20 protein-coding genes and 1 tRNA gene are annotated in these 22,618 nt (G+C 59.7%); 16 read left to right on the forward strand and 5 right to left on the reverse strand.

Going from position 1 to position 22,618, the window contains the following annotated elements; genetic code table 11:
• Positions 1–24: 24 nt before the first annotated feature.
• The 9 genes from yeiP to yejF all read left to right on the forward strand — a co-directional run bounded on the left by yeiP (position 25) and on the right by yejF (position 10,905).
• A complete protein-coding gene (gene yeiP, locus AC6I7Z_RS13250) occupies positions 25–597 on the forward strand; it encodes an elongation factor P-like protein YeiP (protein WP_033750350.1) in 573 nt (190 codons plus the stop codon).
• A gap of 72 nt (positions 598–669) precedes the next feature.
• Complete coding sequence (locus AC6I7Z_RS13255; RefSeq protein WP_497814566.1) at positions 670–1,656, forward strand: CobW family GTP-binding protein; 987 nt, start codon at positions 670–672, stop codon at positions 1,654–1,656.
• 33 nt (positions 1,657–1,689) lie between these two features.
• Positions 1,690–2,391, forward strand: coding sequence for a phosphatase PAP2 family protein (locus AC6I7Z_RS13260; protein ID WP_497814567.1), 702 nt, complete (start codon positions 1,690–1,692; stop codon positions 2,389–2,391).
• A 545-nt stretch (positions 2,392–2,936) separates the two neighbouring features.
• Positions 2,937–3,506: a bifunctional murein DD-endopeptidase/murein LD-carboxypeptidase gene (gene mepS, locus AC6I7Z_RS13265; RefSeq protein WP_497814568.1), complete on the forward strand. Its 570-nt coding sequence runs from the start codon at positions 2,937–2,939 to the stop codon at positions 3,504–3,506.
• A 225-nt stretch (positions 3,507–3,731) separates the two neighbouring features.
• Positions 3,732–5,312: a cyclic di-3',5'-guanosine monophosphate phosphodiesterase PdeN gene (gene pdeN, locus AC6I7Z_RS13270; protein ID WP_497814569.1), complete on the forward strand. Its 1,581-nt coding sequence runs from the start codon at positions 3,732–3,734 to the stop codon at positions 5,310–5,312.
• Positions 5,313–5,377: 65 nt separating this feature from the next.
• Complete coding sequence (locus AC6I7Z_RS13275) at positions 5,378–7,186, forward strand: extracellular solute-binding protein (RefSeq protein WP_497814570.1); 1,809 nt, start codon at positions 5,378–5,380, stop codon at positions 7,184–7,186.
• A 10-nt stretch (positions 7,187–7,196) separates the two neighbouring features.
• Positions 7,197–8,282 carry a microcin C ABC transporter permease YejB gene (locus AC6I7Z_RS13280; protein WP_497814571.1) on the forward strand — a complete coding sequence of 362 codons (1,086 nt, stop codon included), beginning with the start codon at positions 7,197–7,199 and terminating at the stop codon, positions 8,280–8,282.
• Complete coding sequence (locus tag AC6I7Z_RS13285) at positions 8,279–9,304, forward strand: ABC transporter permease (RefSeq protein ID WP_497815446.1); 1,026 nt, start codon at positions 8,279–8,281, stop codon at positions 9,302–9,304. Before AC6I7Z_RS13280 ends, AC6I7Z_RS13285 begins: the two co-directional genes overlap by 4 nt.
• Positions 9,301–10,905, forward strand: coding sequence for a microcin C ABC transporter ATP-binding protein YejF (gene yejF, locus AC6I7Z_RS13290; protein WP_497814572.1), 1,605 nt, complete (start codon positions 9,301–9,303; stop codon positions 10,903–10,905). Before AC6I7Z_RS13285 ends, yejF begins: the two co-directional genes overlap by 4 nt.
• Here yejF and AC6I7Z_RS13295 read toward each other — a convergent pair.
• The 3 genes from AC6I7Z_RS13295 to rsuA all read right to left on the reverse strand — a co-directional run bounded on the left by AC6I7Z_RS13295 (position 10,892) and on the right by rsuA (position 13,589).
• Positions 10,892–11,212, reverse strand: a complete 321-nt coding sequence (locus tag AC6I7Z_RS13295) for a YejG family protein (RefSeq protein ID WP_033750373.1) — start codon at positions 11,210–11,212, stop codon at positions 10,892–10,894. The two genes, yejF and AC6I7Z_RS13295, sit on opposite strands and share 14 nt — an antisense overlap.
• Positions 11,213–11,662: 450 nt before the next feature.
• Positions 11,663–12,859 (reverse strand): Bcr/CflA family multidrug efflux MFS transporter, encoded by a 1,197-nt coding sequence (locus AC6I7Z_RS13300; RefSeq protein ID WP_497814573.1) that lies wholly within the window; start codon positions 12,857–12,859, stop codon positions 11,663–11,665.
• A gap of 10 nt (positions 12,860–12,869) precedes the next feature.
• Entirely contained in the window at positions 12,870–13,589 is a 720-nt protein-coding gene (gene rsuA / locus AC6I7Z_RS13305; RefSeq protein ID WP_497814574.1) for a 16S rRNA pseudouridine(516) synthase RsuA, read from the reverse strand.
• A gap of 155 nt (positions 13,590–13,744) precedes the next feature.
• On the opposite strand from rsuA, the gene radD reads away from it, so the two are divergent.
• A complete protein-coding gene (gene radD, locus AC6I7Z_RS13310; RefSeq protein ID WP_497814575.1) occupies positions 13,745–15,499 on the forward strand; it encodes a DNA repair helicase RadD in 1,755 nt (584 codons plus the stop codon).
• Between the two features lie 130 nt (positions 15,500–15,629).
• On the forward strand, positions 15,630–15,914 hold the full coding sequence (rplY, locus tag AC6I7Z_RS13315) for a 50S ribosomal protein L25 (protein WP_497814576.1): 285 nt from the start codon (positions 15,630–15,632) through the stop codon (positions 15,912–15,914).
• 63 nt (positions 15,915–15,977) lie between these two features.
• On the opposite strand, the gene yejK is transcribed toward rplY, so the two are convergent.
• Complete coding sequence (gene yejK / locus AC6I7Z_RS13320) at positions 15,978–16,982, reverse strand: nucleoid-associated protein YejK (RefSeq protein WP_497814577.1); 1,005 nt, start codon at positions 16,980–16,982, stop codon at positions 15,978–15,980.
• A gap of 158 nt (positions 16,983–17,140) precedes the next feature.
• Here yejK and AC6I7Z_RS13325 point away from each other — a divergent pair, with 158 nt between their 5' ends.
• From AC6I7Z_RS13325 to AC6I7Z_RS13345, 5 genes are all read left to right on the forward strand, one after another.
• The gene (locus AC6I7Z_RS13325) at positions 17,141–17,368 is read left to right on the forward strand and encodes a YejL family protein (protein ID WP_033750387.1); all 228 of its coding nucleotides are present in this window, start codon (positions 17,141–17,143) and stop codon (positions 17,366–17,368) included.
• A 21-nt stretch (positions 17,369–17,389) separates the two neighbouring features.
• Positions 17,390–19,144 carry an LPS biosynthesis-modulating metalloenzyme YejM gene (yejM, locus tag AC6I7Z_RS13330; RefSeq protein WP_497814578.1) on the forward strand — a complete coding sequence of 585 codons (1,755 nt, stop codon included), beginning with the start codon at positions 17,390–17,392 and terminating at the stop codon, positions 19,142–19,144.
• A gap of 71 nt (positions 19,145–19,215) precedes the next feature.
• Positions 19,216–19,292: transfer RNA gene (locus tag AC6I7Z_RS13335), tRNA-Pro, on the forward strand.
• A 455-nt stretch (positions 19,293–19,747) separates the two neighbouring features.
• Positions 19,748–19,951 carry a hypothetical protein gene (locus tag AC6I7Z_RS13340; RefSeq protein ID WP_033750392.1) on the forward strand — a complete coding sequence of 68 codons (204 nt, stop codon included), beginning with the start codon at positions 19,748–19,750 and terminating at the stop codon, positions 19,949–19,951.
• Positions 19,952–20,010: 59 nt separating this feature from the next.
• Positions 20,011–20,748 carry a 4'-phosphopantetheinyl transferase family protein gene (locus tag AC6I7Z_RS13345; RefSeq protein ID WP_497814579.1) on the forward strand — a complete coding sequence of 246 codons (738 nt, stop codon included), beginning with the start codon at positions 20,011–20,013 and terminating at the stop codon, positions 20,746–20,748.
• Positions 20,749–20,869: 121 nt separating this feature from the next.
• Here AC6I7Z_RS13345 and AC6I7Z_RS13350 read toward each other — a convergent pair whose 3' ends face one another.
• Positions 20,870–22,546, reverse strand: coding sequence for a multidrug ABC transporter permease/ATP-binding protein (locus AC6I7Z_RS13350; protein ID WP_497814580.1), 1,677 nt, complete (start codon positions 22,544–22,546; stop codon positions 20,870–20,872).
• Between the last annotated feature and the right edge of the window lie 72 nt (positions 22,547–22,618).

Genomic DNA, 22,618 nt, shown 5'->3' on the forward strand with positions numbered 1-22,618 from the left:
ATCCTTCTTTAAGCGAGAGTTGCAATGCCAAGAGCGAATGAGATCAAAAAAGGGATGGCGGTGAGCTGGAACGGCAAGCTGCTGATGGTCAAAGATATCGATATTCAGAGTCCGAGCGCGCGCGGCGCCGTTACGCTGTATAAGATGCGTTTCACCGATATCCGTACCGGGCTGAAGGTGGAAGAGCGTTTTAAAGGCGACGATATTCTGGACGTCATTCAGCTCAGCCGCCGCAGCGTCACCTTCTCTTATATTGACGGCGACGAATATGTTTTCATGGATGACGAGGACTACACGCCCTACTCGTTCAAAAAAGATCAGATTGAAGAAGAGCTGCTGTTTATTCCTGAAGGGGGCATCCCCGGCATTCAGGTGCTGACGATGGATGGCCAGGTGCTGGCGCTCGAGCTGCCGCAGACCGTGGATATGGAAATCGTCGATACCGCGCCGGGCATCAAAGGCGCTTCCGCCAGCGCGCGCACCAAACCGGCCGGCATGAGCACCGGTCTGAGCATTCAGGTGCCGGAATACCTGAGCAACGGCGACCGCATCCGCATTCATATCGCCGAACGCCGCTATATGAGCCGCGCTGACTAACCGACGCCGCTTGTGTTATAAAGTAACATTATGGCCGCTTTCGCGGCCATTCTCGTTTAAGGAGGCAGGAGCATGACGCGCGTTAATCTTATTACCGGCTTTCTCGGCAGCGGCAAAACCACCCTGCTGCGCCATCTGCTGGCCCACAAGCCGGCGCAGGAAAACTGGGCGATTCTGGTTAATGAATTCGGCGAAATCGGCATCGACGGCGCGCTGCTGCGCGACAGCGGCGCGGCGTTAAAGGAGATCCCCGGCGGCTGCATGTGCTGCGTTAACGGGCTGCCGATGCAGGTGGGGCTGAATATGCTGCTGAAGCAGAACCGCCCGCATCGCCTGCTGATCGAACCCACCGGTCTCGGGCACCCGCGCCAGCTGCTGGAGATGCTGAGCGCGCCGGTTTATCAGCCGCTTCTGCAGCTAAACGCCACGCTGACGCTGCTCGACGCCCGCCAGCTCGCCGACGCGCGCGTGACGGACAATGAAAACTTTCGCGATCAGCTGGCGGCAGCGGACGTGATTATCGGCAATAAAAGCGACCGCTGGGACGAAGCCGACCGTCAGCGCCTGCAGCAGTGGCAGGAGGCGATGCTTAACGGCCGTGCTTTTATCGAAACGCGCTTCGGCGCTATCGACGCGGCGCTGCTCGATCTGCCGCGCACAAACCGTCAAACGCTGCCGGCGCCTGCGCATCATCATGCCCATCTTCAACGCGATAGCGGCCTCGCCGCGCTGCGTCTCGATGGCGAGACGCGCTGGCGCCGGGCGCTAAATGAAGGCCAGGGCTACGTTGCCTGCGGCTGGATCTTCGACGGCGCGACGCGGTTCGACGGCGCCGCGCTGCTGGCGTGGGCGCGTCTTGCCCCGGTCGAGCGTATTAAAGGGGTGTTGCGCACGCCGGACGGCACGCTGCGCCTTAATGGTCAGGGCGGCGATCTACAGGTCGAAACCCTGACCGCCGATGCGCCCGACAGCCGTATTGAACTGATCCACTCGCAACCCGTGGACTGGAATCGTTTGCAGTCTCAGCTGTTGAGGCTTCGTTTAAACTGGCCAGGTTAGTTTCTGCCGTTAATTTTTATTTGAGTGAATACGATGCGCGCAACTCGTTTTGTCACAATAGTGCTGCTCAACGCGCTTGGCGTTGTTCTGTTTCTCTCCTGGTATCTGCCGCCCGATCACGGTTTCTGGGCGGGCGTCGATAAAGGGATCTTCTTCAGCTTCAATAACCAGATGGTCGATCATCCAGGCTTTGCCCTGCTGGTGGCGATCACCAACTTCCGCGGCTTCGATCTGGTGTCGCTGCTGGCAATGGGCGCGCTCTATCTCTTCTACTGGCGTCGCGAAACGCCGCCGGGCCGCCGCCGCATGCTGGCGATTGGCGTCACCATGCTGCTCAGCGCGGTTATTCTCAACCAGCTCGGCCACCTGCTGCCGGTGCAGCATAAAAGTCCGACGCTGTTTTTTGACAATGTCCATCGCGTCAGCGAGCTGACCGGCATTCCGGCCAAGGACGCCTCATCCAATAGCTTCCCTGGCGATCACGGCATGATGCTGATGATTTTCGCTTGTTTTATGTGGCGCTATTTCGGCTTCCGCGCCTTTCTTACCGGCGCGGCTATCGTGGTGATTTTCGCCCTGCCGCGCGTGATGGCGGGCGCGCACTGGTTTACCGATATCGCCGTCGGTTCGCTTTCGGTGCTGCTGGTGGGGCTGAGCTGGGTGCTGCTGACGCCGCTGAGCGACGCGATTGTCAGCTTTTTCTACCGCAAGCTGCCCGGCAAATATAAGCCCTGAATAGCCGCAGGTAATTAAATCTCAAATCTATTGATAAGCGCGGAGTGAAGAATGGCCATATTCTTATCTCTCCGCGCTTATTAAAATCCCGCCAGTATTATTAGCAAGCTAACCATATAGTAATATATAGAAAACATTATGATGTTTTCTGCTGAAAAAGGCGCTATTTCCCAGGCTGTCCAGCGCGAACGCTCCTAAAAAGCGCCCTACCCGAAGAATTACCCCCTTTTGATGTCCTTATTTTAAGGATAATTTTCAAAAATTGCGGATAAAGTAACCACTCTGTTACAGACTGATTTCACATCAAAAAAAGCTATTAGAAATTGCGTAAAACCACTCGCCACGGCGTCTGGAATCGGTTAACCTCCAAGGCGTTGAGGGTATGGCAGCAGAAAATTCGGCTCCTTTTTATACAAAAACGTGTTCGTTAACACATTTTAGTAATTAAGGAATTGTCTTAGCGAGCAGCGCTTATTAATCTCAATCCGTTTTGTCATCTGGCTGGCGACATTCTGTCGTAAGGACATCGAAGGAATATACGAACAATGGTCAAGTCTCAACCAATACTGAGATATATCTGGCGGATTGTGCCTGCAGTGGCGCTGGCAACACTCCTCTCGGCATGCAGCAGTACCGGTCAACACGCAAAAAACGAGAATCATGAAGTTAACAACCAGAATGGTTTTTTACTTCAGGCGTCTCAGGATGAATTCGAAGAGATGGTGCGGAGCGTGGATGTTAAGTCCCGCATCATGGAGCAATACGCCGACTGGAAAGGCGTCCGTTACCGCCTCGGCGGCGACACCAAACGCGGCATCGACTGTTCCGCTTTCGTTCAGCGCACCTTTCGCGACCAGTTCGGTTTAGAGCTGCCGCGTTCAACCTCTGAACAGCAGGATACCGGCAGGGAAATTTCGCGCGGCAAACTGCGCCCCGGCGATCTGGTGCTGTTCCGCGCCGGCTCAACCGGTCGTCACGTCGGGATCTATCTCGGCAACGATAACTTCGTCCACGCGTCCACCAGCAGCGGCGTGATGATTTCCAGCCTGAACGACAGCTACTGGAAAAAACGCTACCGCGAAGGGCGTCGGGTATTAAGCCGCAATCCCAGCTGATCCCTGACCTTCGATCGTTTCTCAGCCAGAGAAAACAGAACGCTGCTTCGGCAGCGTTTTTTTTCGCCCCTGTACCAGATAAATGCATAGCAATGACGTAAAAGCGACTGTTTATCAGAAGAATAACGAGACATTTCCTGCCTTCTCGTTATATTCTCATGGCCTTCGCCTGAGAGCAGTCGTGCACAGTCAATAATAAAAGATAAGACAAGGGGAAAGCACTTCATGCCATTGTCCAGGGCGCTGATGCGCCAGGCCACCTACCCTCGCCGCATCGCCTGGAGCAGCGCGATTTTCGGTAGCCTGTTCTTTATTCTGTTTACCCTGATTTTGCTGACATTCATCTGGCATAAGCGGCAGCTTCAGCATCAACAGCTGCTGCACGACAGCCGCGATGCGCTACAGCAGTCGCTGGACAAATTAGTCAGCCAAACCCTGAATCCCCTTCTCTCTTTTAGCCGTTTCGACTGTCACGCCATCAGCCAGGAACTCACCTCTCGCGCCGCCTTCGCGGGCGATCTACGGGCGATTTTGCTGGTACGCGAAGGCTACGCCTTTTGCTCCTCGGCGACCGGCGCGTTTCGCCTGCCGCTCAACGCCATCTCCGACCAGACCGATCTCAGCCGCGATCGCGATCTTCGCCTGCTGAGCGGCACGCCGTTACAGCCCGGCAAGCCGGTTTTCGCCCTCTGGCTGCGTAATCCGCAAAGCGTACAGTCCGGCGTGCTCGCTACCATCAACCTCAACCTGACGCCCTATCAGCTGCTGGCCTCTTACCATCCGGAAATTTCCGGCATGGCGCTGGTGGCGCAGAACAGCGCGCTCGCCAGCTGGCAGCCTGTCACGATCGCGAAGAGCGACCTGCCGCCGCAGCCGCTGATGCAGCTGGCGCTCGACGGCTATCCGCTGCAGTTTGTTCTCTATGGCGATACGGTATCGATGCGCGATATTCAGATGATCGTGCTGAGCGGCATTTTACTGTCGCTGCTGGTAGGCGGCGGCTGCTGGCTGCTGCTGTCGATGAACCAGCGGCCCGGCAAAGAGATCCTGCTCGGCATCAAACGCGGCGAGTTTCACGTCGAGTATCAGCCGCTGATCAGCACCCTTAGCGGTCGCGCCTACGGGCTGGAGGCGCTGCTGCGCTGGAACCATCCCAGCGAAGGCCTTATCCCGCCGGATATGTTTATCAGCTACGCCGAGTCGCTGAATCTGATTATTCCGCTGACGCGGCATCTGTTCGAGCTGGTGGCGCGCGACGCCCACCGGCTCAATCCCTACATTCCGGCCGGCACCCATATGAGCCTGAATCTTTCGCCGCTGCATCTGGCGTCGGAGAGTTTTCAACAGGACGTTAAGCGCTGGATCGCCGCCATGCCGGATAACCATTTCAGCTACGTATTTGAAGTGACCGAACGCACCATGGTACGCGATAAAAATGCTGGGGAAGTTTTCGCCTGGCTACATCAGAACGATATTCAGATTGCGATAGACGATTTCGGCACCGGCCACAGCGCGCTGATCTATCTGGAAAAATACCCCTTCGACTATATTAAGATCGATCGCGGCTTCGTGCAGAGCATCGGGACGCAAACCCTGAACTCGCCGGTGCTGGACGCGGTGCTGCATCTGGCGAAGAAGCTGAACCTGAAAACCGTCGCCGAAGGCGTAGAAACCGGCGAGCAGGCGGCATGGCTGGTGCAGCACGGCGTCAGCCATATGCAGGGCTATCTTTTTAGCCGGCCGCTGAAGCCGGACCGGCTAATCGACTATTACCGCAGCCGCAGCCTGGCGACGCTGGCGGGATAGCTGGCCGCTCCGCCCCGGATGCTGCTACGCTAGCCCGCGCATAACCACGGGAGAACCTGAATCCTATGCTGTTTCGCCTGATATCGCTGCTGCTGTTAGTGGCCCTTTGCGCGCCGCTGCGCGCGGAAGTCGTGCGCGAAAGTCGCGCCTTCGCCACGCTGGGCGAACCGAAATACGCGCCTGGCTTCAGCCACTTTGACTATGCAGATCCCGCCGCGCCAAAAGGCGGACAGCTTACTCAGGCAGTAGTAGGCACTTACGATAACTTTAACCGTTACGCCTCGCGCGGCAATCCCGGCGCAGGCACAGAGACGCTCTACGATCGCCTGTTTACCTCTTCCGACGACGAGCCGGGCAGCTACTATCCGCTTGTCGCCGAGTCGGCGCGCTATGCCGACGACTTCCGCTGGATGGAGATTCGCCTCAATCCGCGCGCGCGGTTTCACGACGGCACGCCCATCACCGCGTCGGACGTCGCCTTTACCTTCGATAAGTTTATGCATGAAGGCGTGCCGCAGTTTCGCGTGATTTATCGCGGCGCGACGGTAAAGGCGCTGGACGCCCAGCGCGTGCGCATCGATCTGCCGAAGCCGGACCGGGATTTGATGCTGGGGCTGCTGACGCTGCCGGTGCTGTCGCAGCGCTTCTGGCAGGATAAAAAATTCAACGAGCCGCTGAGCGTGCCGCCGCTCTCAAGCGGCCCCTACCGCATCAGCCGCTATAAGCTGGGTCAGTATATCGAGTACAGCCGGGTGAAAAATTACTGGGCGGCGGATCTGCCGGTGAACCGCGGGCGCTTTAATTTCGATACGCTGCGCTACGACTACTACCTTGACGATAACGTCGCCTTCGAAGCCTTTAAGGCGGGCGCGTTCGACCTGCGCGAGGAGGGCTCCGCCAAAAAGTGGGCGACCCAGTACCGCGGCCGCAATTTCGACAATCAGCAGATTATCAAAGAGACCACGCCTAACCTGGCGTCGACCAATACCACCTGGCTGGCCATAAATAACGAAAAGGCGCCGTTCCGCGACCGTCGGGTGCGCCAGGCGCTGACGCTGGCGTTCGACTTCGAGTGGATGAATAAGGCGCTGTTCTACGGCGCCTACCAGCGGGTCAGCAGCTATTTTCAGAATACCGAATACGCCGCGCGCGGCCTGCCGGACGCCGCGCAGCAGGCGCTGCTGGCGCCGTTTAAAGATCAACTGCCGCCGGAGATCTTCACCACCCCCTACGCGCCGCCGCGCACCGACGGCAGCGGCTACGATCGCGCGAATCTGCTGAAAGCGCTGGATCTGCTGCGGCAGGCGGGCTGGCAGGTAAAAAACCAGCAGCTGGTGAACGATCAAACCGGTCAGCCGCTGCGCATCGAGCTGCTGCTGCGCAGCGGCGCCAGCAACGACTGGGCGCTGCCGCTGCAGCATAGCCTGTCACGGCTCGGCATCGGCCTGACGCTGCGCGTGGTGGACGCCTCCCAGTATCTGCGCCGGCTGCGCGAAGGCGATTACGATATGACCGCCAGGGTCTACCTGGCGACGCCCATCCCCAGCTCCGATTTGCAGGTCAGCTGGCAGTCCGACTATATCAACTCCTCGTGGAACAGCGCGCGACTAAAAGATCCGCTGGTTGATCACTTTGTTAAAGCGATTGTGGCGCATCAGGGCGACAAAGCGGCGCTGCTGCCGCTCGGCCAGGCGCTGGATCGCATCCTGTTGTGGAATGCGTATATGATCCCGATGTGGTACAACGCGGAAGATCGTACCGCTTACTGGAATAAATTCTCCCATCCCGCCGTCAAGCCCGCCTACGCTATCGGGCTGGAAAACTGGTGGTATGACGTGAACAAAGCCGCGCGTTTGCCGGCCGAACGACGCTGAGGAGCCTGAGTTGGCCGCCTATTTCTTGCGCAGACTGCTGTTAATTATCCCTACGCTGTGGGCGATTATCACGCTGAACTTCTTTATCGTGCAGATCGCGCCCGGCGGCCCGGTCGATCAGGCGCTGGCCAACATTCAGTTCGGCCAGACCACCGGCCTGCCGGGCGGCGGCGAAAGCGGCGCGCGCGGTGCCCTCAACCGCGTCGGTCCCGGCGACAGCGAGTACCGCGGCGCGCGCGGGCTCGATCCGGAAGTGATCGCGGAAATCAAAAAGCGCTACGGCTTCGACAAGCCGATGTGGCAGCGCTACGTCGAGATGCTGTGGAACTATGTGCGCTTCGACTTCGGCGACAGCCTGTTCCGCAGCGCATCGGTGCTACAGCTGATCAAAGAGAGCCTGCCGGTTTCCATCAGCCTGGGGCTATGGAGCACGCTGATTATCTATCTGGTGTCGATTCCGCTGGGCATTAAAAAAGCGGTGCGCAACGGCAGCGCCTTCGACGTCTGGAGCAGCACCTTTATCATCATCGGCTACTCGGTGCCCGCCTTTCTGTTCGGCATCATGCTGATCGTGCTGTTCGCCGGCGGCAGCTATTTCGACTGGTTTCCGCTGCGCGGCCTGACCTCGCCGCAGTTTGACTCGCTCTCCTGGTACGGCAAGATCGGCGACTATCTGTGGCACATCAGCCTGCCGGTGCTGGCGACGGTCATCGGCGGTTTCGCCACCCTGACCATGCTGACCAAAAACAGCTTTCTGGATGAGATCCGCAAGCAGTATGTGGTGACGGCGCGCGCCAAAGGGGTCAGCGAGCGGCGCATCCTTTATCATCACGTTTTCCGCAACGCCATGCTGCTGGTGATCGCCAGCTTTCCCGCCACCTTTATCAGCATGCTTTTTACCAGCTCGGTGCTGATCGAGGTGATGTTCTCGCTGAACGGCCTGGGCCTGCTGGGCTACGACGCCACTATCCAGCGCGACTATCCGGTGATGTTCGGCACGCTCTATATTTTCACCCTGATCGGGCTGTTGATGAATATTCTCAGCGATCTGACCTATACGCTGGTCGATCCCCGTATTGATTTCGAGGGCCGCTGATGCGCTTGTCTCCCGTTAATCAGCAGCGCTGGCTGCGCTTTCGCCACAACCGACGCGGCTACTGGTCGCTGTGGATCTTTCTGGTTATCTTCGCGCTGTCGCTCGGCGCCGATCTGCTGGCGAACGAGAAGCCGCTGCTGGTGCGCTATCAGCAGCGCTGGTTCGTGCCGCTGCTGGTGAGCTACAGCGAAAGCGATTTCGGCGGCGCGCTGCCCACCGCCGCCGACTATCAGGATCCCTGGCTGCAAAAACGGCTGGAGCAGCAGGGCTGGGCGCTGTGGGCACCGATCCGCTTTAGCGACAGCACCATTAACTTCGCCACCTCGACCCCCTTCCCTTCGCCGCCCTCGGCGCAAAACTGGCTGGGCACCGACGCCAGCGGCGGCGACGTGCTGGCGCGGCTGCTCTACGGCACGCGCATCTCGCTGCTGTTCGGCCTCCTGCTGACGCTGTTTTCCAGCGTCATCGGCATTATCGTCGGCGCGGTTCAGGGCTATTTCGGCGGCCGCGTCGATCTTATCGGCCAGCGCGTGATTGAGGTCTGGTCCGGCATGCCCGCGCTGTTTCTGCTGATCCTGCTCTCCAGCGTGATCCAGCCCAACTTCTGGTGGCTGCTGCTGGTCACGGTGATTTTCGGCTGGATGGGGCTGGTGAGCGTGGTGCGCGCCGAGTTTCTGCGCACGCGCAACTTCGACTATATCCGCGCCGCGCGGGCGCTGGGCGTCAGCGACGGGCGCATTATGCTGCGGCATATGCTGCCCAATGCGATGGTGGCCACCCTCACCTTTCTGCCCTTTATCCTGTGCGGATCGATCGCCACTCTGACTTCGCTCGATTTTCTCGGCTTTGGTCTGCCGGTGGGATCGCCGTCGCTCGGCGAGCTGCTGCTGCAGGGCAAAAACAACCTGCAGGCGCCGTGGCTGGGGCTGGCAGGCTTCTTCACGCTGGCGATCCTGCTGTCGCTGCTGATCTTTATCGGCGAAGCGGTACGCGACGCCTTCGATCCGGCCAGAGGAGTGTGACGATGTCGCTGCTTGCCATTCATCATCTTTCCGTCGCCTTTTCCCGCGGCGGCGTGACGCGCAAGGTGGTTGAGGAGGTTTCCCTCAGCGTCGACGCGGGCGAAACCCTGGCGCTGGTCGGCGAGTCGGGCTCGGGCAAAAGCGTGACGGCGCTTGCGGCGATGCAGCTGCTGCCCGCGCCGCCGGCGAGCTACCCCACCGGCGAGATTCTGTTTAACGGCGAGGATCTGCTGCGCGTCGGCGAGCGGCGGCTGCGCGCGCTGCGCGGCAACCAGATGGCGATGATCTTTCAGGAGCCGATGGTCTCTCTCAACCCGCTGCACACCATCGAGAAGCAGCTTTACGAAGTGCTCTCTTTGCATCGCGGCATGCGGCGCGAGGCGGCGCGCGGTGAGATCCTCAGCGCGCTCGATCGGGTCGGCATCCGCAACGCCGCCGCGCGGCTGAATGATTTCCCTCATCAGCTCTCCGGCGGCGAGCGCCAGCGCGTGATGATCGCCATGGCGCTGCTGACCGAGCCTGCGCTGCTGATTGCCGATGAGCCGACCACCGCGCTCGACGTCACCGTTCAGGCGCAAATCCTGCGGCTGCTGCGCGATCTGCAGCGCGAACGCAACATGGCCATGCTGTTTATTACCCATGATTTAGGCATCGTGCGCCAGCTGGCGGACAGGGTCAGCGTGATGCGTCAGGGCAGAATCGTCGAGCAGAGCAGCAGCGGTCAGCTCTTCAGCCAGCCGCAGCATCCCTATACGCGACAGCTGCTGGCGGCGGAGCCGGAAGGCCGCGCCGTGCCGCTGCGCGACGACGCGCCGCCGCTGCTGCAGGTGCGCAACCTGCGCGTCGGTTTTCCGGTGCGGCGCGGCCTTTTCAGGCGGCAGGTGGCGGAAAACGTCGCTGTCAGCAACCTCAGCTTTACCCTGCGGCGCGGCGAGAGCCTGGGGCTGGTCGGCGAATCCGGCTCCGGCAAAAGCACCACCGGACTGGCGCTGCTGCGGCTGCTCGCCGCGCAGGGCGAAATCTGGTTTGACGGCCAGCCGCTGCATGCGCTGTCGCGCAAGGCGCTGCTGCCGCTGCGCCGCCGCATTCAGGTGGTGTTTCAGGATCCGAACTCGTCGCTCAATCCGCGCATGACGGTGCAGCAAATTATCGCCGAGGGTCTGGCGGTGCATCAGCCCGATCTCAGCGCCGCCGCACAGCAGGCGCGCGTTATCGCGGCGATGGAGGAAGTGGGATTAAAGGCGGAGAGCCGCCACCGCTATGCGGCGGAGTTTTCCGGCGGTCAGCGGCAGCGGATCGCCATCGCCCGCGCGCTGGTGCTGGAGCCGCAGTTGCTGGTGCTGGATGAGCCGACCTCGTCGCTGGATCGCTCGGTGCAGAAACAGATCCTCACGCTGTTGCGCAGCCTGCAGCAGCAGCGCCAGCTGACCTATCTCTTTATCAGTCACGATCTGCAGGTGGTGCGCTCGCTGTGCCATCAGGTGATGGTGCTGCGCCAGGGCGAAGTGGTAGAGCATGGCGACTGCGAAAGGCTATTCGCCGCGCCCGCCGCAGATTATACGCGCGAGCTGCTGGCCTCGGCGCAGCTCAGTGACCGTTGAAGGTCTCCGCGATCGCCACGCCCTGGTTTTTCAGGCAGCAGCTGGTGGCGCTTTCGTCGCTGCGCAGAATAAAGAGACAGGGTGAGCCTTCGCACTCCGCCACTCTGCACTCGACCTGAATCGACGCCAGCGCGTCCTGCAGCTGATGCATAATTTCCCAGCCGGGGTGCCCGTCGTGGCTAATCAGGCGCAGCGCAATGAGATCCTGCTCATTGGCGACGCCCTCTTCCGCCACGATGGCGCTATGTAGCTCGCTGGCCCAGCGATAGCGCTGCGGCAGGCGATGCACGATGGAAAGTTGCAGCATAGTTAATTGATATCCCCAGAGCGATTAACTTCAGTCACGATAAACAGCGCTTGCTGTTGCTGCTAAACGGCAGAAACGGACGTCAAGGCTTGCTCTCTCGTTTCCCCACACAGGCTGTGCGGAAAGATTGTTTTTTGCGAGTCGGCTCGCATTTTGGCCTATTAGTACCGCGTTCATCGACAGTTAACAATCAGTTTAGACGCATTCTGGTTACTTTCTTAATCATTAATATTCACAACTAAGAAACATATGAGGCTGAGTACAGTAGAACGAAGCGGAAAAGGGATTTTTGCAGCGGCGCCGACGCAGGGTGACATAGTCCGATCGCAAAGTCGCTCAAGGCATCCATGCGCGCTCGGCCCGCGCCGTCCATGGCGCGGGACGCTTTGCTCTTCGGACCATGCCACCCTGCTTTTCTGACTTTGTCAGCTGTCTGAAAGAACGATCGGGTTAGTGTCTGATTGCGCGAGGACGCGAGGCGTACAAAAAGAAAAGCATTGAGCATGTGGCGCACGCCGCAATGGTGCCCACCATCGGCCAGGCGCTGTTAAAACTGGCCGTCGACAGCAGCGCGCCCACCAGCGCGCCCACGCCGAAACGCAGCGTGCCCGCCAGCGACGACGCGGTGCCCGCCATATGGGGGAATTCGTCGAGGATCACCGCCATGGCGTTGGAGGAGACCATCGAGACGCAGCCGATAAACATGGCGATGCCGAGCACCAGCGGAATAAATCCCATATGCAGCGCACTTACCGCCAGCAGCCAGACGCCCATCGCAAACTGGATCACCAGCCCGGCGCGGAACATCGCCAGTGGACCAAAGCGGCGCACCGCGCGGCTGTTGATCAGCGTCATCACAAACAGAAACACCACGTTCAGCGCAAAGTAGTAGCCAAAATTCTGCGGCGAAACGTGATTGACCTCGATATAGACGAACGGGCCGGCGTTGAGAAAGGTAAACAGCCCGGCAAAGGAGAAGCCGCTCGCCAGCATATAGCTGAAGGCGCGCTTGTGGCGAAACAGCGTGACGAAGTTGCCCAGCATGGTGCGCAGGTGAAAACGCTGACGCTGCTCCGGCCTGAGCGTCTCGCGGATCTGGGTCATCACCATCACCGTGGTAATCAAGGCGGCGATCGACAGCGCCCAGAAAATCGCGTGCCAGCTCCACGCCAGCAGCAGCCAGCCGCCGATAATCGGCGCCAGCAGCGGCGCGATGGTGGTGATCAGCATGACGAACGACATCATGCGTGAGAAATCCTCTTTCGAGTAGCTGTCGCGCATCAGGGCGTTGATCACCACGCTGGCCGCCGCCGCGGAGAGGCCGTGCAGAAAACGCATCAGGATCAGTTGATCGATAGACTGCGACAGCGCGCAGGCCGCCGCCGCGCAGGCAAAAATCAGCGTGCCGAGCACGATCACCGGCTTACGGCCGTAGCTGTCCGCCAGCGGGCCATACACCAGCTGGCCGATGGCGAACCCCAGGATATAGAGGTTAAGCGTCATCTGCACGCTGCCTGCCGACACGCCGAATTCGCGGGCGATCTGCGGCATCGCGGGCAGGTACATATCGATGGAAAGCGGCATCAGCATCGCCAGCAATCCCAGAATCACCACCAGTCCAGCAGCTGAGTTTTTATCCTTGCGCACGGCCGCTCCGCTATTTCTGTTTTAACTCGTCGGGCAGCCCGACGCTGTTAATTTCATCTTCCGTCAGCGGACGATATTCGCCCGGATCCAGATCGTCATCCAGCACGATGCCGCCGATACGTTCGCGATGCAGCCCGACCACGCGGTTGCCGACCGCGGCAAACATGCGCTTCACCTGATGGTAGCGCCCCTCGCTAAGGGTCAGCAGCACCTCGGTCGGCGTAATTTCTTCCATTTGCGCCGGCTGGGTCAGCGATTTTTCGCCGTGCAGCTGAATGCCCTCGGCGAACTGCTGCGCCACATCCGCGGCGACGGGATGCTCCAGCGTCACGCGGTAGGTTTTCTCGCAGTGGTGGCGCGGCGAGGTAATGCGGTGCGACCACTGGCCGTCGTCGGTCAGCAGCACCAGCCCGGTGGTGTCGATATCAAGGCGTCCCGCGGCGTGCAGCTTCCACGCGGTCGGCTCTTCGATAAAGTAGAGGATGGTCGGGTGATCGGGGTCGTCAGTAGAGCAGACATAGCCCTGCGGCTTGTTCAGCATAAAGTAGCGCGGGCCCACCTGCAGCTGCAGCGGATTGCCGTCATATTCCACCTCATGCTCGGGCAGGATTTTGAAGGCGGTGTCGCGCACCACTTCGCCGTTAACGGTGACTTTTTGCCCCCGGATTTCACGGCCGGCGATAGCCCGGCTGACTTCCAGTTGCTGAGAGATGAATTTATCGAGTCGCATGAATTCGCTTTGCCTGTTACTGCGGAGGGAAACTGAAACGGGGTTTTACCCGTTGAAAAAGTGCGGGAAGTATAGCCTGAACCGAGGCTGCCGCCCAGAGCGTTCCATGCGATTTCATGGCATAATCTGGTTCAGTTTGACAAAAGTGATCGGCCATGGCTTTTACTCTACGTCCCTATCAGCAAGACGCGGTTAACGCGACCCTCAACCATTTTCGTCGCCACGCCGAACCGGCGGTGATCGTGCTGCCCACCGGCGCCGGCAAAAGTCTGGTGATCGCCGAGCTGGCGCGGCTGGCGCGCGGACGCGTGCTGGTGCTGGCGCACGTCAAAGAGCTGGTGGAGCAGAATCACGGCAAATATCAGGCTTACGGGCTGGAAGCGGATATCTTCGCCGCCGGCCTGCAGCGTAAAGAGAGCCAGCGCAAGGTGGTGTTCGGCAGCGTGCAGTCGGTGGCGCGCAATCTGGCGCAGTTCGACAGCGCCTTTTCGCTGGTGATCGTCGACGAGTGCCACCGCATCAGCGACGACGACAACAGCCAGTATCAGCAGATCTTCAGCCACCTGCGCCAGCATAATCCGCAGCTGCGTCTGCTGGGCCTGACGGCGACCCCGTTTCGCCTCGGCAAAGGCTGGATCTATCACTTCCACTATCACGGCATGGTGCGCGGCGATGAGAAGGTGCTGTTCCGCGACTGCATCTACGAGCTGCCGCTGCGCTACATGATCAAGCACGGCTTTCTGGTGGAGCCGGAGCGGCTCGATATGCCGGTGGTGCAGTATGATTTCAGCCGCCTGACGGCGCAGGCTAATGGCCTGTTCAGCGAGGCGGATCTCAATCGCGAGCTGAAGCAGCAGCAGCGCGTAACGCCGCATATCATCAGCCAGATCGTGGAGTTCGCCGAGGATCGGCGCGGCGTGATGGTATTTGCCTCGACGGTGGAGCACGCACGCGAGATCCTGTCGCTGCTGCCCGCCAACAGCGCGCTGATTTCGGCGGAGACGCCGGCGAAAGAGCGCGACGCCACCATCGCCGCCTTTAAGGCGCAGCAGCTGAAATTTCTGGTCAACGTCGCGGTGCTGACCACCGGCTTCGATGCGCCGCACGTCGATCTGATCGCCATTTTGCGCCCTACCGAGTCGGTCAGCCTCTATCAGCAGATCGTCGGACGCGGGCTGCGCCTGTCGCCCGGCAAGACCGACTGCCTGATACTGGACTATGCCGGCAACCCGCACGATCTCTTTACCCCGGAAGTGGGCGCGCCGAAAGGCGCCAGCGACAATGAGCCGGTGCAGGTGTTCTGTCCCGCCTGCGGCTTCGCCAATACCTTCTGGGGCAAAACTACCGCAGACGGCATGATTATCGAGCACTTCGGCCGCCGCTGTCAGGGCGTGCTGGAAGATGACGAAGGCCACCGCGAGCAGTGCGATTTTCGCTTTCGCTTTAAAAGCTGTCCCGACTGCGGCGCGGAGAACGATATCGCGGCGCGGCGCTGTCACCAGTGCGACAAAATACTGGTGGATCCCGACGATATGCTGAAGGCGGCGCTAAAGCTCAAGGACGCGCTGGTGCTGCGCTGCGGCGGCATGACGCTGACGCACGGCCGCGACGATAAGGGCGAGTGGCTGAAGGCGACCTATTTCGACGAAGACGGCACCAGCGTCGATGAACGCTTCCGCCTGCGCACGCCCGCGCAGCGCAAGGCGTTCGAGCAGCTCTTTATGCGGCCGCATCAGCGCGCGCCTGGCGTGCCGCTCGGCTGGCAAAGCGCCGCCGACGTGGTGGCGCTGCAGCCGCTGCTGCGCCATCCCGATTTCGTGGTGGCGCGCGCGAAAGGACAATTCTGGCAGGTGCGCGAGAAAGTTTTCGACTATCAGGGCCGCTTCCGCCGCGCCAATGAGCTGCGCTAAGCGGCGGAATCATTTGCCCGCATCGCCCATTACCGCTATACTGCCGCCCGCTTTTGCATTCGCAATTGCCTTTGAACAACCCTCCTGCTGCTGGGTCGCCTGTAGCAGGAATTATTGAAGAGACATAACCATGTTGACCATCAACGCAGAAGTACGTAAAGAGCAGGGTAAGGGTGCGAGCCGCCGCCTGCGCACAGCGAACAAATTCCCGGCCATCATCTATGGTGGCAGCGAAGCCGCTGTTTCTATCGAACTGGATCACGACGCCGTGATGAACCTGCAGACCAAACCAGGCTTCTACACCGACGTGCTGACTCTGGTTGTCGACGGTAAAGAAACCAACGTTAAAGTGCAGGCTGTTCAGCGTCACCCGTTCAAGCCAAAACTGCACCACATCGACTTCGTCCGCGCGTAATCGCCTACGAATCGATATGAAAAACGCCGCTTATGCGGCGTTTTTTTTTAGCTGGCTGAAGGCCTACTTGCCGCTGGTGCGGCGCTGCAGCTGATCGCGCAGGTTTGGCGGTGTGCCCTTAATCGTTAAGGTATCAGTCGCCGGATCCCAGAAAACGCGCTCGCCCAACAGCCCGGCGTCAAAATTGAGCGTCAGACCGCCGCCGCTGCCGGCGAATTTGGTCAGCTGGCGCAGCGTGCTGCGATCCGCCGGGAAGTGCTCTTCCAGCTCGTAGCCCTGCTCCTGCGTAAAGGCCTGGAACGATTTCTCGCCGAGCGGCGGCAGCTCCTTCGACAGATCCTCCAGCGCAATCTCCTCGCCCGCCTGCAGCTGTTCGTTGCAGTAGCTGTAAACCTGCTGGCGATAGTTCTGCCGCTCGCTCTTATCCAGATCCGACTCCGCGCAGTAGTCGTCCACCGCCTGCAGCAGGCCGCGGTTCTGCGCTTTGGTATCCAGGCCGACGCTGGCGCCGAGGAAGTCCATAAAGAAGTCGGCGACTTTGCGCCCTACGCGGCCGCGCAGGAAGGTCAGATAGCGCGTGGATTCCGGCGTCAGCTCCCATTCGGTCAGGTCGATGCGCGCGACGATGTCGGCATGGTTAATGTCGAGATAGTGGGTGCTGCTGATGTCGAGCTGCTCGTTGACGCGCATGCTGCGCTGGCTGTTGAGCACCGCGATCAGCAGATATTCCACCGCCAGATAGCGGTAGTGCACAAACAGCACTACCCCGCCTTCGGCGAAAGGATATTTAGCCAGCTCGTCGCGCAGGCGACCGGTCGCCGCGCGGCTGAACGCCAGGAAGTCATCATTGCCTTTGCGGCAGTTGCGCAGCGCCTCCGCCAGTTCGCTCTCTTCGTTAAACAGGCCGTAGGCTTTGTTTTTTGCGCTGTAGACGCGATGCAGCTCTTCTACCATCGCTTCCACGGTGGCGTTGGCGGGCAGCAGCGTATCGCGCAGTACCAGCTCAAGCTGATTCTCGTCGCGCTTGATCAGCTGATGCAGGGCAATCTGGTCGATATCCAGACTCATGGTAGACTCTCCTTTTAGTTCAGGCGCGTATTCAAACACCGCCCGCATCGGCTTTCAACTCCATGCTTTAGCCGATCGATGCGCTTTCGATAAAATTGCGGTAAAAAACCTGTCGTTACGGTACTATACCGCCTTTTGAAACGAGATTAGTCGACGATATGCCACAATCATCCCGTTACAGCGACGAACGCGTGGAAAAACTCCTCGCGCAACTGGCCCAGGTGCTGCAGAAAGACAATGCGCCGACCGACCTTTCACTGATGGTGCTGGGCAATATGGTGACCAACGTGATCAACAGCGACGTTGCGCCGGCGCAGCGCCGTTCGCTGGCACGTTCTTTCGCGGAAGCCCTGCAGGCCTCCGTCCGCGACGACAACGCCCATTAATCGCTGATTTGATCGCATAATATGGTAACCAACCGGCAGCGCTACCGCGAAAAAGTCTCCCAGATGATCAGCTGGGGGCACTGGTTTGCTCTGTTTAATATTTTATTCGCGTTGATTTTAGGCAGCCGCTATCTGGTGGTGGCCGACTGGCCCGCGTCGCTCGCGGGGCGCATTTACGCCTTCAGCAGCTGGATCGGCCACTTCAGCTTTATTGTCTTCGCCGTCTATCTGCTGGCGATATTTCCGCTCACGTTTGTGGTGATGTCGCAGCGGCTGCTGCGCGTCTTGTCGGCGATTATCGCCACCGTCGGGCTGACGCTGATTATGGTCGACAGCGCGGTGTTCAACCGCTTCCATCTCCACCTTAATCCGGTGGTGTGGGAGCTGGTGATCAACCCTGACCAGAGCGAGATGGCGCGCGACTGGCAGCTGATGTTTATCAGCGTGCCGCTGATTTTCCTCGTGGAGATGCTGTTCGCCACCTGGAGCTGGCAGAAGCTGCGCAGCCTGAACCGGCGCTCGTTCGGCAAGCCGCTGGCGGCGCTGTTTATCAGCGCCTTTTTCGCCAGCCATCTGCTCTATATCTGGGCCGACGCCAACTTCTATCGTCCGATTACCATGCAGCGCGCTAATCTGCCGCTCTCCTATCCGATGACCGCGCGACGTTTCCTCGAGCGCCACGGTCTGCTGGACGCGCAGGCTTACCAGCAGCGTCTGATCCAGCAGGGCGATCCGGAAGCGGTGTCGGTGCAGTATCCGCTCAGCGATATCGCCTTCCGCGACGGCGGCACGCGCAATAACCTGCTGGTGATCACCGTGAAGTCGCTGAACGCCGGCGACATGGCGAAAGCGCTGCCGCAGCTTAATCAGTTTGCCGGCGATAACCTGCGCTTTACCCAGCACTTCAGCGCGGGCGACCTGCCGGAAAAAGGGCTGTTTGGCCTGTTCTACGGTATTTCCGCCAGCTATATGGACGGCGTGCTGTCGGCGCGCACCCCGTCGGCATTGCTGGGAGCGCTAAGTTCGCAGGGCTACCAGTTCGGGCTTTTCTCCTCCGAAGGCTTCAACCAGCCGCTCTATCGCCAGGCGCTGCTGACGGACTATAGCCTGCCCGCTACTGACAGTCAGCCTAACGCCAGCACCGTCACCCAGTGGCAGAACTGGCTGAACGGGCAGAAAGGCGACGGCAATCCGTGGTTCTCCTGGCTGGCGCTGGACGGCGTCGATCTGAGCGGCGCCCCGGCGAAAACGCGTCAGCGTAGCTACCTGCGTCAGGCTGCCGCCATCGATGAGCAAATTCATAGCGTGCTCGCCGCGCTGGAGCAGCGCGATCTGCTGAAAAATACCGTGGTGGTGATCACCGCGCAGCAGGGTATCGCGCTGGACGGCAACGCTGATAGCGTGGGCAACCGCGCGAACCTGCAGGTTCCGCTGGTGATCCACTGGCCGGACACTCCCGCGCAGACCATCGATCGCCTTACCGATCATCAGGATGTGATGGCGACGCTGATGCAGCGCCTGCTGCACGTGCGCACCAATCCGGTGAACTATTCGCAAGGGGAAGATCTCTTCGCCGCACAGCGCCGCCACAACTGGGTCGCCAGCAGTGAAGATAATCGTCTGGTGGTGACGACGCCGCAGGTGACGCTGGTGCTCAATAATAACGGCAGCTATCGCGCTTATGATGCGAAGGGCAACGCCCTGAAAGATCATAAGCCGCAGCTGGCGTTACTGCTGCAGGTGCTGACGGAAGAGAAGCGTTTTATCGCTAACTGATTATTTATGAGGCAGTTAGACGGCTGCTGCTTGCATTCCGCCAGAGAAACAGTAGACTAAGCCCCACTGTTCGGCACGTAGCGCAGCCTGGTAGCGCACTGTCATGGGGTGTCAGGGGTCGGAGGTTCAAATCCTCTCGTGCCGACCAAAATTCCCAACTAAAGCAGCCTGTTAAGGCTGCTTTTTTTATGCCTGCCGTTAGCCGTCCAGCGCTCCTGCGGCTTCCGCACTTTGCGCGCAGAAACATGGTCTATACTGAATTCTGTGTGGGTAACGAAGAGGAGAGTTTATGCATTATATTGAAAAAGACGATCCAACTAACGCGCCCGAGTCAGGCGATAAACGTCCTGAACCGGATCAAAAGCAGTAACCCACTAAGGCCGCCATGCGCGGCCTTTTTGCTGGTCACAGCCGCGCCAGAGCGGTCAGCTTTTTACCCACGGAATAAAATATCGCTTACCTCTTCAGCCGCTTACTCTGTGCGATTGACGCTGATCTTCTTCACAAAAATCGCAGGCCGCCGCGCTTTTTAACCTTAGTGAAACAAAACTGTCATAAACATTCCTTACTCTTAATGCTTCTGAATTTCGGATGGATGTCACTATGGTTATCAAAGCGAAGAGCCTGCAGGATGCGGAAGAACTGCTTCATTCAGGCGTCAGCAAAGTGGAACTGGCTTACAATATCGGCAGCGACGATTTTTTTCGCCTGGCCTCGCGCTGGTGCGATCGCGGCGCGCGCATCACTAAGGGTCACCATCACTTCGTGGTTTCCGTAAAGGGCTTTGCCATTCCGCCGAACGACTAAGCGGTTGCTCCGACCATGGCGGGCTGCTTTAATGCCCTTTTGCGCCGCCCTGGAACCTGATGAATCCTCAGATCATTTCTCTGCCGCCGCCTGAAGGCGGCTTTATTCGCTCCGCGCACCTGCGCCGCGGCGATGTTCTGCTGGCGCAGGCGCGCTTCGACCTGACTCTCTATGACGACAGCTTCAGCGCGCGCTGGGATCTCCCTCTTCCATCCGCTTTGCGGCAGGCGGTAAAAAAGCGCCGCGCCGAATACCTGGCCAGCCGTTGGCTGGCGCGCGAGGTGATAGCCCGGATTGGCATCCCTGACTTTCTGCTGCAAAACCACAGCGACCGGTCGCCCATCTGGCCGCCAGGCGTACAGGCGTCCCTGTCGCACACCGACGGCGCGGCGGCGCTGGCCGTGACCCGGCAGCCGCTCGGCATCGGCGTCGATATTGAAAGCGTGATGAGCCTGCGCACCGCAGAGGAAACCGCCGCGCTGCTGATGAGCGACCAGGAGGAGGCGCGGCTGCGCGCGCTGCCGCTGCCCTTTGCGCAGGCCGCAACGCTACTGTTTTCGCTGAAAGAGAGTCTGTATAAAGCGCTGTGGCCGCAGCTGCATCAGCCGATGGATTTTCCTCAGGCGAGCCTGCTGGAGATGGATATCGCCGCAGGCAAAGCGGTGCTGGTGCTGAACCATAGCTTTAGCGCGGCGTTTGTTGCCGGTACGCGGCTGGAGGCGGAATTTCAGCTGGAGGCGGATCGGGTGCTCACGCTGCTGACCCATCCTGTCGCGGGCAATAAAAAACCGGCTTAGCAAAGGGGCTAAGCCGGTACAAACACAAGACGACAGAAAATATTCCAGGGAAGCAAAAACGCTGTTTTTGCTGAGGTCAGCTTAACGCTTGCAACCCACGCCGCGCCACTAACCCTTTCCGCTAAGCTTTTTCATCCTGTTGATATTGATAAGCCACGTCGGTGCGCTGCACCGCGTCGAGCGTGGCCATGTCACGCTCGCGTCCGGTCAGCTCGCTGAGTTTGCCTTCGCGCATCTCCAGCAGCCGGTCGGCATGGATAAAATAGTGGTCGTCGTGGCTGATGGCGAACACGGTTTTACCCGACGCCTGCAGCCAGGGGAGCAGTTCGCGATAGAAGACGCGGCGGAAGTGGGGATCCTGATCCGCCGCCCATTCGTCCAGCAGCAGCACGTCGCGCTCTTCCGCCGCCGCCAGCAGCAGCGCCACCCGCTTGCTCTGCCCTTTCGACAGCTGCAGATTGAGGATTTTATTGCCCTCGATTTTCAGCTTGTCCTGCATCTTCAGCCGCTCAAGCCAGGCCTGCACCAGCTTAGGATTAGCCGGCACGCCTTCCCGTCCAATCAGCCGATCGAACAGATGCACGTCGGTAAACACCGCCGAGAAATGTTTGCGCCAGCGATCCAGCTCGTCCGCGCCGATTGGCTCGCCGTCCAGCAGCAGCGTGCCGCTGTGCGGCTGGTAGAGGCCGGTCAGCAGCATCGCCAGCGTCGATTTGCCGCTGCCGTTGCCGCCGATCAAAAACACCAGCTCGCCGCGCCGCAGCGTCAGGTTGATGGGGCCGACTTCGAAACCGTTTTGTCCGTAGTGGAAGCAGACGTCGCGCAGCTCCAGCGTATGCCACTCCGCCAGCGGCGGCAGCGTATAGAAGCCCTCCTGATAGGGCGCCAGATCGAAGGCGTTAAGCTTGCGGAACGCCACCTGGGCGCTGAGCAACGTCGGCAGCGCGCCGACCGCAGACAGCAGCGGCGTGCGCAGAAACAGCAGCGTGAGCGAGAAGGTCGCCGCCACTGCGGTGTTCGCCCAGCCCAGGCTATTGGCCATAAAAAACACCATGCCGATAGCGCCGAGCGTCATGATATTCGACCAGTTCACCGCGCTGAGGTGGTAGGTGTCGGCGCGCACGATATGGTGACGGTAGGCTTTCGCATCTTCCTGATAAACGGTTTCGTAGATTAGCTGGGCGCGCTCGCGGTTCAGGTGCAGCTCTTTGCGCCCTTCCGTCACCGTCTGGAAATCGCGGTAGAGGTCATCTTCTACCTCGCGCAGTTTCGCCATATGGCGATAAACGCGCGACACCAGCAGCCAGCCGCCCACCAGCGTGACCGCCATCCACAGGCTGGAGACCATCAGCATTTTAGGCGAGAGCCAGGCGAGATAAATTGCCGATCCCAGCGTGATGATAATGCCCTGAATTAGCTCCGGCAGGCGGACGAAGGCGATAGTGATGGCGCGGATATCGCTGGTCAGCCCGGCCAGCAGCTGCGCGTTGCCGATCTGCTCCAGCCGCTCGACGCGGGTATCCAGAATGCGCTTGATAAATTCGCCGCGCAGCCGCCAGACAAACTGGTGCCCCAGCAGGGTCAGCGCCAGCTGGGCGGCGAGCGTCACCGCCATCAGCAGCACCAGCTGCAGCAAAAAGCCAGGCAGCACGGAGAAAGAGGTATTGATCGCCGAGATCATTTCGCTGTTGATATAGGCGATCATGGCGATGCCGAGCACGGCGCTGAGCAGCGTCAGCAGGATCACGCCGATAAAAGGCCAGCGAAACTGGCGAAAAACAACCTTGAGCAACGGCATAACAACGTCCAGCAGTCAGGAAAGCAGCCAGCAGTTTAAAGCGATGCGGAATGATAGCAATAGTTATTCGCA

It is taken from the genome of Pantoea sp. X-Soil-MYKO-1289 (genome assembly GCF_059730625.1).

Coding starts and splice junctions, on each gene's coding strand:
- yeiP (WP_033750350.1), top strand. CDS start 25: ATGCCAAGAGCGAATGAGATCAAAAAAGGGATGGCGGTGAGCTGGAAC.
- AC6I7Z_RS13255 (WP_497814566.1), top strand. CDS start 670: ATGACGCGCGTTAATCTTATTACCGGCTTTCTCGGCAGCGGCAAAACC.
- AC6I7Z_RS13260 (WP_497814567.1), top strand. CDS start 1,690: ATGCGCGCAACTCGTTTTGTCACAATAGTGCTGCTCAACGCGCTTGGC.
- mepS (WP_497814568.1), top strand. CDS start 2,937: ATGGTCAAGTCTCAACCAATACTGAGATATATCTGGCGGATTGTGCCT.
- pdeN (WP_497814569.1), top strand. CDS start 3,732: ATGCCATTGTCCAGGGCGCTGATGCGCCAGGCCACCTACCCTCGCCGC.
- AC6I7Z_RS13275 (WP_497814570.1), top strand. CDS start 5,378: ATGCTGTTTCGCCTGATATCGCTGCTGCTGTTAGTGGCCCTTTGCGCG.
- AC6I7Z_RS13295 (WP_033750373.1), bottom strand. CDS start 11,212: ATGCTGCAACTTTCCATCGTGCATCGCCTGCCGCAGCGCTATCGCTGG.
- rsuA (WP_497814574.1), bottom strand. CDS start 13,589: ATGCGACTCGATAAATTCATCTCTCAGCAACTGGAAGTCAGCCGGGCT.
- radD (WP_497814575.1), top strand. CDS start 13,745: ATGGCTTTTACTCTACGTCCCTATCAGCAAGACGCGGTTAACGCGACC.
- rplY (WP_497814576.1), top strand. CDS start 15,630: ATGTTGACCATCAACGCAGAAGTACGTAAAGAGCAGGGTAAGGGTGCG.
- yejK (WP_497814577.1), bottom strand. CDS start 16,982: ATGAGTCTGGATATCGACCAGATTGCCCTGCATCAGCTGATCAAGCGC.
- AC6I7Z_RS13325 (WP_033750387.1), top strand. CDS start 17,141: ATGCCACAATCATCCCGTTACAGCGACGAACGCGTGGAAAAACTCCTC.
- yejM (WP_497814578.1), top strand. CDS start 17,390: ATGGTAACCAACCGGCAGCGCTACCGCGAAAAAGTCTCCCAGATGATC.
- AC6I7Z_RS13340 (WP_033750392.1), top strand. CDS start 19,748: ATGGTTATCAAAGCGAAGAGCCTGCAGGATGCGGAAGAACTGCTTCAT.
- AC6I7Z_RS13345 (WP_497814579.1), top strand. CDS start 20,011: ATGAATCCTCAGATCATTTCTCTGCCGCCGCCTGAAGGCGGCTTTATT.
- AC6I7Z_RS13350 (WP_497814580.1), bottom strand. CDS start 22,546: ATGCCGTTGCTCAAGGTTGTTTTTCGCCAGTTTCGCTGGCCTTTTATC.